The following is an 11,230-nucleotide window of genomic DNA, read 5'->3' as shown; positions in this document are numbered from 1 at the left end:
CGCCCCCCGCGCCCCCGGCCCCCGCCGAAAAGCTCCCCTGGGGCGACGGCGCCGCCCGGCCGCCGCCCCCCCCCCCGCCGCCCGCCGCGCCGGCCGGCCGCGGCGAGAACTCCGGCCTCCAGGACAAGGAGAAGCTTCAGCAGGTCAGCGACCTGCTGGACATGGACACCAAGGACGTCACCGAGCAGGCCACCAGCGCCGCCGGACTGATCGGCCTGATGCAGAACCGCGGTGTCGACCTGACCCAGCTGCGCAGCGTGCTCAGCAGCGGGGACATCCTGGATGTGAAGGCCTGACCGGGGAGCCGTCACCGGCACGGGCCTCGAGAAGTCCCGGGAGGTTCTCCCGGCGCCAGGCCCGTGCGGCCCGCTCCCACAGATGATCCGTTTCCACAGAGTTCGCTGGGATTCGGCAAAGGGTTCCCTCAGAAAACGCGCTTAGCGTCCTGGACACCACCAACCAGGATTCAAGGGGACCCGCGACCATGATCTACGCCTCCACCAAGCTCAACGAACCCACCAACGCCAAGGTCTTCGTCGACAGCTCCGGTCGCCGCCGTCGTCTGCTCATGACGTCCGGCCTGGTGGCGGCCGCGGGTGCCGTCCTCTACATCGGCGTCGTGGTGACGAGCGTGGTCCGCGCCCCCAGCGCCGAACTCACCACGAAGGCGACGGTCTCCGCCACCGAGGCCGCCGCCACCTCCTCGGCCTCAGCGGCCCCCGCTACCGAAGCCACCGCCACCCAGGCCGCCGCGGCCTCTGCGGCACCGCCGGTGATCCCGTCGGCGGGTGCCGTCCCGCCCAACGGCTCCGGCGCCGGCCCGCAGCAGGGCGGCGGTCCCGGCGGCGCCCCGCGCTGACCGGCGCCGCAGCCCGGTCTCGCATGCCGGGCTGCGGATCAGTGTTCGAGGCGGAAGTTCGGAATCCGCGGCTCCCGCTCCTCCGGCGGCTGCGACATGTCCTGAACGACGGCATCGTCAGGAACCGAAGCGCGTGAGATCACGATGCCGTGCAGACAACTGTCACACCATAGATGCGCGTAGCCCGATTCCCAGCCGGGAAGGGCGGTGAAGACGAGACGCAGACACCGTTCGCCGCATCGGGGGCAGGCAGCCGGATACGGCCCGGGCGGCAGGTCGTACACGGCGTCCCAAGCGTCGAGCCAAGCCTCAAATGTCGCCATCACCGGGCTTTCGGTTCGGGGCGGATCGGCTGATTGTTCCACCAGTACTCCTCATATGCGTAGGCCCGGTCCTCGAACGGGGGAACATCGGCGTCGGTCTGTGGATACGGATGTCCGGCAGCGATGTCCCGCCAGGTCGCCGTGGCGCCGGCGATCGCCGCCGGATCGCCGGCGAGCTGGTCCAAAGCCTCGGTGAGCGGCCGGACGTGCTCGATGATCCAGGCGACGCCGTACTGCATCAGGACGCCCAGCGGATCACTGACCAGGGCGAGAGTGTCGAGTCCGGCGCCCACCACGCCGAGGGAGCCGTCGATCCAGCTGCCGTTCTCGACACCGTGCCGGATCGACGCGATGTCCTCGGCGATCCCGACTCCGGCCCACGCCATCCCCGGCGCGATCGGCTGGCTCACCGGAGGGTTCCGGTGTCGCGGAGCCCGGTGGCGGCCGCCTCGTCGGCGCCCGTGTAGCCCTCGACCGCCGCGTCCAGATCCCTCGCGGTTTCGCGGACCGACCGCGAGGCCGCGGCCATGACCTCGACCAGTGGGGCTTGGAGCCGGCCGAGCAGCGCGGGGACGATCACGCAGAGGCGGCCGTACGTCTGCGGCCCGGGCCGGACGGTGTCGCCCGCCTGCCGTGCTGCTTCCAGCGCGCCGGCGATCGTGTTCAGGTGGCCGGTGTGCCGGCGCACGTCGCCGGCCGGCACGTTCAACGATCCGTCGTCCACCGCAACCTCCGCCGTCGGCAAGCCTGTGGCGGGGTGTACACGGGGCGGGGCAGTCCGGCTCAGGGTGTGGGCGTGATGCCCTATTCGTCGAAGTCGGCGAACAGTTTGGTGAACGCGTAGTCGTTCTGGTCGATGCCGGAGCAGTCGAAACTCAGGGAGCCGTCGGCGCAGTCGCCGTTGTCACGGTTGATGGACCAGAAGCGTACGAAAGCGAGGTTCTTCTCCTCGGCGAACGACAGGACCGTCTTCGCGTGCGCGACCGTGGTCACCGGCCCGGTGTCGTTGACGCCGATCATCGGGGTGATGCCGAGCATCCGGTACAGCTGCGCGTCGCTGCGGCCGGTCCAGATGGCGGCCATGTCGGCGTGCACGGCCTCGGTGGCCGCGTTCATCGCGTCACCCCAGTTGCCGTCGTACCCGAAGTTCATCGTCATCGCATTGACGGTGACTTCGACGCCGGCTTTCTCGGCGGACCGCAGCAGGGTGGTCGCCGCGTCGGACAGGCCGGCGCTGGTGCCCTCGACCGGCACGGTCAGGCTGATCGCGGTGTCCCGCTTCTTCTGCAGGATCGCCAGTGCGGACGTGACCGTGTCGACGTCGACCGACTGTTCGATGTCGACGTCGAGGGTGTTGCTGTCCGCCGCGTCGAGCGCGTCCCCGTAGGCCGTGGCCAGTTCGGATGCGGAGCAGGCGCTCTCCAGGTAGGTTCCGCTCGCGCCGCCGGTGGCGACCACCGCCTCGCCGCCGACGTCACCGATCGCGTCGGTGATCTCCTGGACTCCGCTGTCGGTGATCTTCTTCTCGCCGCCCCAGGTGGCCGTGCAGGACCCGTCCGCGGCGGCCAGCACGAACGCCAGGGTGAAGTCGGTCAGCCCGGTCTTCTTGCTGATCGCCGCGATGTCCGCGGTCCCGCTGACCACGTCCAGGTAGGGCGCGGCGGCCGGCGCCTTGTCGGCCGTCGTCGCGGCGACCGTGGCGGATCGGGACGCCGACGGCGACGGCGACGCGGTGGCGGTCGCGGCCGTCGACGACAGCGACCGCACCGGTGACGGCGACGCGGACGACGCCGACGGCGCGGTGGACGCGGAGGTGCTCGCGACGACGGCGACCGGGGTGCTCGCGGCCGACGACTGCGTCTTGCAGGCCCCGGTGAGCAGCAGCGCGACGGCCGTCAGGCAGACCAGGGGGCGGCGGATCCGATGCATCGGCCGATCATCGCATTTCCGGGAATGCTATTGTCACAGCGATCGCAAAGGCATCGGAAAGCCGTCGGACAGAATTGCCGACAATCGTCCGGAAATGTCACGGAATATGCGCGGGATGCGACGCCGAAGTGGAGTCGATCACATTTTCCGCAATGAAGTCGAGGTCCGGATCCCAGCCTGTGCCCGGCGTTGCCGGCACCGCCACGAAACCGTCCGTGCAGACGATCGGCCGGGTGGTCACGTCCCGGGCGTAATACTTGTCCGACCCGGAGACGTCCGACGGCAGGGTGAAACCGGGCAGGGCGCTGAGCGCCACGTTCGCAGCCCGGCCGATCCCGAACTCGTGCATGCCACCGCACCACACCGCCATGCCGTGCGCCACCGCCATGTCGTGGGCGCGGACCGCGGCGGTCAGGCCACCCATCCGGGACACCTTGATGTTGAGTACGCGACCCGACCCCAGCCGTAACGCGGTGGCCAGATCGGCCGTCTCCTCGACCGACTCGTCCAGGCACACCGGGGTGCCCAGCCGTTCCTGCAGCCCGGCGTGCCCGATCAGATCCCGCGGCGCGAACGGCTGCTCGATCATCGTCAGCCCGCAGTCGTCGAGCGCCGTGAAAATCGGCGTGTCGGCCGGCGTGTACGCGCCGTTCGCGTCCACGTGCACCGCCAGCGACGGGAAGGCCGCCCGCACCGCCCGCACCGGCTCGACGTCCCACCCCGGGGCGATCTTCAGCTTGACCCGCCGGTACCCCGCATCCACCTGTGCCGCGACCTGGCGCAGCAGATCGTCCACGGTCGCCTCGATGCCCAGCGACACCCCGGCCGCCACCCGGTCCCGCGTCCCGCCGAGCGCCGACGCCAGCGACACCCCGCGCGCCGTCGTCCACAGCGACCACGCCGCCATGTCGAACCCGGCGCGCGCGAAGTGATTGCCCCGCACCTTCGCCAGCGCCGCGGCCAGGTCCGCCGGATGCTCCCACGAACACCCCAGGGTCAACGGGATCAGGAACGACCGCGCCACCTCCCAGCAGGTGTCCACGGTCTCCGCCGCGTACCAGGGACCGCTCGGCGACGCGATCTCGCCCCACCCCACCGTGCCGTCACCGTCGGTGAACGTCACCAGGATGTGCTCCAGCGACCGCTTCGCATGCGAACTGGTCCGGAACTCGTGCACCAGCGGCAACCGCACCCGCCGCAACTCCACCCGCTCGACCCGCATCAGCCCTCCTCGACATAGAGTCCCAGCTCCGCGGCGAGCGCATCCCGGTCCCGCAGACGCCGCCCGGCCCCCTTCGAGCTGGCGATGGTCAACGTGGCGAGCAGATGCAACGCGAGCGCCACCGCCGTCGGCGAATTCGCGAACGACGCCGAATCCGCGCCGATCACGATCCGTGCCGTGGCCGCCCCCGCCAGCGGGGCATCCTCGGCATCGGTGATCAGCACCAGGTCACCGCCGTGCCGCACATAGGCCGACGCCACCTCGACGGTCTCCCGCCGGTACCGCTCCATCGACACCGCGACGAGCAGATCACCCTGCCGGATGTCACCGAGCACGTCCAACGGCCGCAACGCACCGTCCCCGACCAGGTGCACGCCGGACAGACCACCGCTCAGGTCGGTGGCCAGCAACGACGCGTAACCGTGCGACTTGCCGTACCCCAGAAGGAAACGGCGCCGCGCCGACACGATCAGCGCGGCCGCCCGCTCGATCGCATCATGTTCGGCGGCCCAGGCCAGTGCCTTGCCGAACTCGGCCCGCTGCTGCTCCAGGACCCGCTGCTTGAGCACCTTCGCCGACCGCCGCTGCACATTGCGGTCGAACCGCTCCGCCGGCGTCGTCACGCGACAGCCCCCGGGTGTCCGGGCGCGTTCCGGTCGCGTCGTTCCCCCGCAGCCGTCCCGCCGTCGACGCCCGGTGATGCCGTGGTGTCGCTGTCCGAGAATGAATAGACCACGCGGTCGGTGACGCCGGGCGGCCGTGTCACCGCCGTCAGGACACCGCCGCCGGCGAACCGGTCCAGCAACTCGCGCCGCAACCAGACCCGGTCCTCCGCCCCCGGCGCGGCGATCGACTCACCCGCCGGTGCCACCACGCTCGAGCCCTTCCGGGTACGCGGAGAAGCGGTCCCGTCGAGATCCCACCGGACGAGAACCCGGTCCGCCCCGGCGGTCCCGTAGAAATCGGGCAGGAAACGGATTCCGGTCGCCCCCAGCACATGCAGATTGAAATGCGCGTTACGCAGCGCGTACGGATCGAAGGTCCACCGCATGGAATGCGCCCCCGTGCGTCGCGCCACCAGGGCCTGCGCCCGTTTCAGCTCGCGTCCCACCCCGCCGCCCTGCGCACCCGGCGCGACCACCGCGGCCTGGCTGTAGTGGTAGATCTCGCCGTCCTCGACCGCGCAGAAACCGAAACAGAAACCCACCATGACACCGTGCGGGTCGAACGCCCCGATCACCGAACCGGAGTTCTCCCGCAACGCGGCCAGCAGTCGCGGGCTGAGCGCCCACTCGGGATCCCGGTAGTCGAAGACCGACCGGTACAGCGCGGAGGCGGCCGTCCACTCGGTGAGGGTGTCCAGCTCGCGGACCGTGACACCGTCCACGCTGTCTCCCACCATGCTGCCACCCCCAGGATAAGAAACGTATAACCGCCATCCTGGCCGCTACTGCGCTCGTTGACAACGCCTGACCGGAAACTTAGCGTTCATATATGGATTCCGAGACCGTTGAGGCGCTCCGCCGGTACACGCTGCTCGAATCGCCGACCGGCGACCGCCGATCCCTGGACACGCTCGCCGCCGCGCTGGAGACCGACGCGGCGCACGCCGGATTCCACGTCGACCGGGAGCGGCACCCGACCGGCGACCACCTGATCTGGACCCTGCCCGCCCGGGACACGGACGGCGGGCCGATTTTGCTGCTCAGCCACTACGACACCGTCTGGCCCGTCGGCACCCTCGCCGAACTGCCCTGGACCGTGGACGGTGACGTGATCCGGGGCCCCGGCGTCTATGACACCAAGGCGGGCCTCGCCGCCCTGCTCACCGCCGTCCGGACGATCGCCGGCGGTCCCCACCCGGAACTCCGGGTGATCGTCGTCGCGGACGAGGAGATCGGCTCCCCGACCGCCGGCGGCCTGGTCCGCGCCGAGGCGAACCGGGCCACCGCGATCCTCGGACTGGAACCCCCGCACCCCGGCGGTGACCTGAAAACCGGTCGGCGCGGCAGCACCCGGGCCCGCATCACGATCACCGGCGTCGAAGCGCACGCCGCCCTCGACCCGGACACCGGCGTCAGCGCCATCGACGAACTCGTCGACCAGCTGACCGGGATCCGGGGCCTCGTCACCGGCCGTCAGGTCCTGCTCAACACCGGGACGGTGGCCGGCGGTGGGCGCACCAACGTGGTCGCCGGACACGCCCACGCCGACCTGGGACTCCGCTTCCTCGACCCGGTCGACGAAGAAGCCGTGCTCGGCGGGCTCCACGCCCTGCACCCGGTCCGGGGCGGCGCGACCATCACCACGGAACTGCTGTCGCACCGGCCCACCTGGCGGCCCGGCCCGGCGGGGGAGCGGCTCCTCGGACGGATCCGGGAGATCGCGGCCGGCATCGGACAGGACATCGGCGGACGGCCGGCGGACGGGGCCGCCGACACGAACACCACGGGAGCACTCGGAAGGCCTACTGTGGATGGACTCGCCCCTCGGGGTGGGGGTGCGCATGCGCGTACCGAATGGGTGTCCGCCGCCGGGATCACCGAACGCACCGCCCTGCTCGCCGCTCTCCTGAGGCATCTCTGACGCGGACGGCGTTTGACGAGCGACCCGCCGGGGTACGACCCCTCGATCTGAGGACTCCGAAAAGGGTATCGATGTTGGACGATCGAGACCGCCGCATCCTCGACGACCTCGAGCAGCAGCTCGCCGTCGCCGACCCCGAATTCGCCGCCCGGATGTCCGCACCGGCGGCCGAACAGCCGTTCCCCGCCGTCGCGGGCCTCTGCGCACTGCTCTTCATCTGCGCACCGCTGGTCATGCTGCTGTTCGGCTGGCCCGGCGTGATCATCGCCGTCGACGTGTTCGCCGCCGCCGTAGCCGTCGTCCTGATCCACCGCCGCCGCAAACGTCGCTGAGATCGACACGCGCCGTGACGACTACAGTCGTCCCGTGGATCAACTGTTCGATGCCGCGGGTACGCTCCGGGTGCGCTACGAGAGCATCGACTGGACGGCGACGCCGCTCGGCCCGGTCGCGTCCTGGAGCACGGCGCTGCGGTCGGCGGTGGCCCTCGCCCTGCACAGCAGGTTTCCGGTCACCCTGTTCTGGGGACCCGACCTGACCCTGATCTACAACGAGGCGTACGTCGAGATGATCGGCGCCAAACACCCGTCCGCCCTGGGCGCCCCGGTAGCGACGATCTTCCCGGAGATCTGGGACACCATCGGCCCGATGCTGCACGGCGTGATCAGCACCGGCGAGGCGACGATGGCCGAGGACCTGCGCCTCATGATGGACCGGCACGGCTTCCTCGAGGAAACGTACTTCACGTTCTGCTACTCGGCGGTGGTCGGCGAATCCGGCGACATCGAGGGCGTCATCGACATCGCGACCGAGACGACGGGCCGCATCCTCGCCCACCGCCGGCTGGCAGCCCTGGCCCGCCTGACGGACGCTCTGTCCGAGGCCACGACCGACGCCGAGATCGTCACGCGGGCGACCGAGGTGCTGGCCGGCGCCGCCGACGACCTCCCCGAGTTCGCCGTCCGCCTGTCCCCACCGCCTGCCGCAGCCGCTGTCGCCGGCGGTGCCGAAAGTCTCGGCGTGGCGCCGTCATCGGGAGGTTCGACGCCGATGCGGGATGCCCGCATCATCCGGATACCGCTGTCCGCCGACGCCGGACACCCGTATCTGGATGTCCGCCTCAGCGACCACCTGCCCGTCGACGACGAGTACCGCGGATTCCTCCGGCTGATCGCCGCCGCCCTCACACAGGCGTTCACCCGGGTCCGCCAGTGGCAGGCCGAACGGCGACTGGCCGAACTCGAACACCAGATGTCGGAAGCCCTCCAGCTCAGCCTGCTCACCGCACCCGCCAGGCCGGAGGACCTCGACGTCGCCGTCCGCTACCGCAGCGCCGCCGAGCAGACCCACGTCGGCGGCGACTGGTACGACTCGTTCCTGCTGCCGGACGGCTCCCTGGCCCTGGTCGTCGGCGACGTGTCCGGCCACGACCGGCACGCCGCCGCGGTGATGGCGCAGATGCGGAACCTGCTGCGCGGCGTCGCCTACGACGGGGACCGCTCACCCGCGCAGATCCTCACCACCCTCGACGCCGCGATGCGGGGCCTGCGGGTCGGCTCCTTCGCCACCGCGATCCTGGCCCGCGTGGAACACGACGAGCATGGCCACCGTCTGCGCTGGTCCAACGCGGGCCACCCGCCGCCGGTGCTGATCCCGCCGGACGGCCCGGCCCGCCTGCTGACGACTCCGGTCGACATCCTCCTCGGCCTCGGCCTCACCGGTGCCGCCCGGCCGGCACCGTCGCCCGCCGACTCCGGCAGCCCGCGTTCCGCCGTCCGGGCGGCCGGGAACACCCGTCGCGATCACGTGGTGGGCCTGCCGCCGGGTAGCGTCGTCGTCCTCTACACCGACGGCCTGGTGGAGCGCCGTGGACAGATCATCGACGCGGGCCTGGCCGATCTGACGGACACGCTGACCGCCCACGCCGGCCGGTCGGTCGAGGACCTGTGCGACCTGCTGCTGGACCGTTTCGCCGACAGCGAGGACGACATCGCCCTGGTGATCCTGCGCATCCCCGCCACCGCACCCGTCAGCGCCCCCACTCCGGCCGCCGGCGGTGCGCGGTGAGAGCGTGTCCACCGACCGGTTGACAACCGGCCTCGGTGGGTCGGTCGTCCCGGGGACGACCACTGTCCGGCCAGGATTACCTCATCGCCGCGACATGCCGGCGGGCCAGAGGGAACCGTCGCCGCAACGCGGCGGTCCAGCCGAGGGAGACGACACCATGCAGCACGACGCGACCATCACCACCGGCCGGGGCGTGCCGGCTTCGACCGCCGCCACCATTCCCGCCACCGTTCCGGCGGACCCTGCTGCTCCTGCCTCCTCCGTACCCGGCGGGGTGGGTTCGATGATCCGCGCCCTGGCCTGGGACCTCGGATTGCCGGTCGCCACCTACTACGCCCTGCACGCGGCGGGCGTCGGCGACACGGCGGCGCTGTTCGCCGGGACGGTCGCCGCCGGTCTGCGCCTCGCCACGGTCGCCGTCCGCGATCGTACGCTGAGCGCCTTCTCCCTGGTGATCGGCGCGATGTTCGGCGTCGGCCTGGTCTTCACCCTGGTCACCGGTGACCCGCGGATGATGCTGGTCAAGCATTCGGTGACCACCGCGATCCTGGGACTGGCGTTCCTCGCCTCGACGATGCGGGGACGCCCGCTCACGCTCGCCGCCCAGCAGAGCTTCCTGCCGGCGAAGGCCGCCGAGCTCGCCGAGCTGTACGCGACCAGCTCCCGTTTCCAGCGCGGTCACCGGGTGTCGTCCATCGTCTGGGGCGCCGGGCTGCTCGCCGAGGCGGCCGTCCGGCTGGTCCTGATCTACGTTCTCCCGGTGTCGGTCATGGTGGGCCTGTCCACGGTCCTCACCGTCGTCACGATCACCGGCCTGATCGCCTGGAACGCCCGCTACCAGGCAGCCCAGAAGCGTGCCGCCCACGTACTGGCCGCCTGACCGGATCGTCAGCCCGCCAGCTCGCCCAACGCCGCGTGGAAGACCTCATGATGCCGATCCACGTCCCGCTCACTCGTCTCCGGGCACATCAACACCATGTTGTGGAACGGTGTCAGCAGCACTCCGCGGTTCGCCAGGTACAGGTGGAGGAAGTCCTCCAGCTCCGCGTCCGCACTCCGCGCCGCCTGCGCCCCGTCACGGGGAGCCGGGTCCGCGAACCGGTACTCCACCCGGGCTCCGAGGCGGCTGACGGACCACGGCAGCGCGTACCCCGCAATGATCGTGGAAAGGCCGGCGGCGAACGTCGATGCTCTCGCGGTCATGGCGGCGAAGGCGTCGTCGGTGAGCACCTCCTCGAGGGTCGCGCGGGCGGCCGCCATCGACACCGGATTGCCCGCGAGCGTGCCGCCCACCCCACCCATGTCGATCAGGTCGAGGTCCGCGCGGCCGCCCAGTGCGTCCGCCAGCTCCGCCGACAGGCCGTAGGCGCCCACCGGGATGCCGCCGCCGATCGCCTTTCCGATGGTCACGACATCCGGATCCAGGTGCCAGAATCCGGTCGCCCCGCCCGGCCCCGCCGAGAACGTGTGCGTCTCGTCGTTGATCAGGTACGTGCCGTGGCGCCGGGTCAGGTCCCGCACCCCGGCCAGGTAGCCGTCCTCCGGCAGCACGATGCCGATGTTGGTCAGCGCCGGTTCCATCAGCACCGCCGCCACATCGCCGTGCGCCAGCTCCCGTTCCAGGCCGGCCAGGTCGTTGAACTCGGCGACCCGGCTCGTGACGGTCACGTCCACCGGCGCCCCGACGTTGCCGTCCCGGCTGCGCCCACCACCGTCCGGACCGGAAACGATCAGTGATTCGTCGACCGAGCCGTGGTAGCACCAACTGTTCACCAGGATCTTCGGACGGCCGGTGACCGCGCGCAGCAGCCGGATCGCCCACCGGTTGGCGTCGGTGGCGGTGAGCGCGAAACTCCAGTACGGCAGTCCGAACCGCCGGGCCAGTTCGGCGCCCGCGGCCGCCGCGTCCTCGGTGGGCAGCATCGTGCTCGCGCCGCCGAGGACGCCGAGCCGCCGGGTGACCGCGGCGACCACCGGCGCGGGGGAGTGGCCCGCCATCGCCGCCGTGTCGCCCAGGCAGAAGTCGACGAACGTGTTGCCGTCGACGTCGGTGATCCGGTTGCCGCGGGCGGTGGCCAGGTGGATCGGGAAACCCGCGGCGGTCTTGTTCATCCAGGTCATCGGGACACGACCGAAGAGATGACCGGCTTTGCGGTACGCGGCCGCCGACCGCGGGTGACGGTCCGCGAACGTCACCCGCTCACGGTCGGTGAGACGGTGCAGCAGCGAGCGGTCGATGGCGGC

Annotated in this window: 13 protein-coding genes and 1 pseudogene; 6 read left to right on the top strand and 8 right to left on the bottom strand. The window is 71.1% G+C overall.

Going from position 1 to position 11,230, the window contains the following annotated elements; genetic code table 11:
* A pseudogene (locus WH85_RS51900) lies at positions 1–296 on the top strand (hypothetical protein); the annotation flags it as partial.
* Between the two features lie 188 nt (positions 297–484).
* Positions 485–859: a hypothetical protein gene (locus WH85_RS39125; protein ID WP_045747198.1), complete on the top strand. Its 375-nt coding sequence runs from the start codon at positions 485–487 to the stop codon at positions 857–859.
* A gap of 38 nt (positions 860–897) precedes the next feature.
* On the opposite strand, the gene WH85_RS51895 is transcribed toward WH85_RS39125, so the two are convergent.
* The 7 genes from WH85_RS51895 to WH85_RS39095 all read right to left on the bottom strand — a co-directional run bounded on the left by WH85_RS51895 (position 898) and on the right by WH85_RS39095 (position 5,735).
* Entirely contained in the window at positions 898–1,224 is a 327-nt protein-coding gene (locus WH85_RS51895; protein ID WP_245674286.1) for a hypothetical protein, read from the bottom strand.
* Positions 1,182–1,592 carry a hypothetical protein gene (locus tag WH85_RS39120; protein ID WP_157411493.1) on the bottom strand — a complete coding sequence of 137 codons (411 nt, stop codon included), beginning with the start codon at positions 1,590–1,592 and terminating at the stop codon, positions 1,182–1,184. The genes WH85_RS51895 and WH85_RS39120 overlap by 43 nt, the downstream gene beginning before the upstream one ends.
* Positions 1,589–1,906: a type VII secretion target gene (locus WH85_RS39115; RefSeq protein ID WP_045747196.1), complete on the bottom strand. Its 318-nt coding sequence runs from the start codon at positions 1,904–1,906 to the stop codon at positions 1,589–1,591. Before WH85_RS39115 ends, WH85_RS39120 begins: the two co-directional genes overlap by 4 nt.
* A gap of 80 nt (positions 1,907–1,986) precedes the next feature.
* Positions 1,987–3,111, bottom strand: a complete 1,125-nt coding sequence (locus WH85_RS39110; protein ID WP_157411492.1) for a glycoside hydrolase family 18 protein — start codon at positions 3,109–3,111, stop codon at positions 1,987–1,989.
* 97 nt (positions 3,112–3,208) lie between these two features.
* On the bottom strand, positions 3,209–4,333 hold the full coding sequence (gene menC / locus WH85_RS39105) for an o-succinylbenzoate synthase (protein WP_045747195.1): 1,125 nt from the start codon (positions 4,331–4,333) through the stop codon (positions 3,209–3,211).
* Positions 4,333–4,956: a MurR/RpiR family transcriptional regulator gene (locus WH85_RS39100; protein WP_045747194.1), complete on the bottom strand. Its 624-nt coding sequence runs from the start codon at positions 4,954–4,956 to the stop codon at positions 4,333–4,335. Before WH85_RS39100 ends, menC begins: the two co-directional genes overlap by 1 nt.
* Positions 4,953–5,735, bottom strand: a complete 783-nt coding sequence (locus WH85_RS39095) for a hypothetical protein (protein ID WP_063775589.1) — start codon at positions 5,733–5,735, stop codon at positions 4,953–4,955. The genes WH85_RS39100 and WH85_RS39095 overlap by 4 nt, the downstream gene beginning before the upstream one ends.
* 92 nt (positions 5,736–5,827) lie before the next feature.
* On the opposite strand from WH85_RS39095, the gene WH85_RS39090 reads away from it, so the two are divergent.
* The 4 genes from WH85_RS39090 to WH85_RS39075 all read left to right on the top strand — a co-directional run bounded on the left by WH85_RS39090 (position 5,828) and on the right by WH85_RS39075 (position 9,866).
* The gene (locus WH85_RS39090) at positions 5,828–6,919 is read left to right on the top strand and encodes a M20/M25/M40 family metallo-hydrolase (protein WP_045747193.1); all 1,092 of its coding nucleotides are present in this window, start codon (positions 5,828–5,830) and stop codon (positions 6,917–6,919) included.
* A 71-nt stretch (positions 6,920–6,990) separates the two neighbouring features.
* Positions 6,991–7,251: a DUF3040 domain-containing protein gene (locus WH85_RS39085; RefSeq protein WP_045747192.1), complete on the top strand. Its 261-nt coding sequence runs from the start codon at positions 6,991–6,993 to the stop codon at positions 7,249–7,251.
* A gap of 34 nt (positions 7,252–7,285) precedes the next feature.
* The gene (locus WH85_RS47810) at positions 7,286–8,986 is read left to right on the top strand and encodes a PP2C family protein-serine/threonine phosphatase (RefSeq protein WP_052721131.1); all 1,701 of its coding nucleotides are present in this window, start codon (positions 7,286–7,288) and stop codon (positions 8,984–8,986) included.
* Positions 8,987–9,143: 157 nt separating this feature from the next.
* On the top strand, positions 9,144–9,866 hold the full coding sequence (locus WH85_RS39075) for a VC0807 family protein (protein WP_157411491.1): 723 nt from the start codon (positions 9,144–9,146) through the stop codon (positions 9,864–9,866).
* An 8-nt stretch (positions 9,867–9,874) separates the two neighbouring features.
* On the opposite strand, the gene WH85_RS39070 is transcribed toward WH85_RS39075, so the two are convergent.
* A complete protein-coding gene (locus WH85_RS39070; RefSeq protein ID WP_045747191.1) occupies positions 9,875–11,224 on the bottom strand; it encodes a transaminase in 1,350 nt (449 codons plus the stop codon).
* Positions 11,225–11,230 lie beyond the last annotated feature (6 nt).

Origin of the sequence: Actinoplanes rectilineatus (assembly GCF_000962825.1) — a bacterium.
GTDB lineage: Bacteria > Actinomycetota > Actinomycetes > Mycobacteriales > Micromonosporaceae > Actinoplanes > Actinoplanes rectilineatus.
This window is presented reverse-complemented; position numbering and strand designations above follow the sequence as displayed.

Bases quoted from the DNA above. Each gene is read 5' to 3' on its own strand.
- menC (WP_045747195.1), bottom strand. From the start codon at position 4,333: ATGCGGGTCGAGCGGGTGGAGTTGCGGCGGGTGCGGTTGCCGCTGGTG.
- WH85_RS39095 (WP_063775589.1), bottom strand. From the start codon at position 5,735: ATGGTGGGAGACAGCGTGGACGGTGTCACGGTCCGCGAGCTGGACACC.
- WH85_RS39110 (WP_157411492.1), bottom strand. From the start codon at position 3,111: ATGCATCGGATCCGCCGCCCCCTGGTCTGCCTGACGGCCGTCGCGCTG.
- WH85_RS39125 (WP_045747198.1), top strand. From the start codon at position 485: ATGATCTACGCCTCCACCAAGCTCAACGAACCCACCAACGCCAAGGTC.
- WH85_RS39075 (WP_157411491.1), top strand. From the start codon at position 9,144: ATGCAGCACGACGCGACCATCACCACCGGCCGGGGCGTGCCGGCTTCG.
- WH85_RS39085 (WP_045747192.1), top strand. From the start codon at position 6,991: ATGTTGGACGATCGAGACCGCCGCATCCTCGACGACCTCGAGCAGCAG.
- WH85_RS39090 (WP_045747193.1), top strand. From the start codon at position 5,828: ATGGATTCCGAGACCGTTGAGGCGCTCCGCCGGTACACGCTGCTCGAA.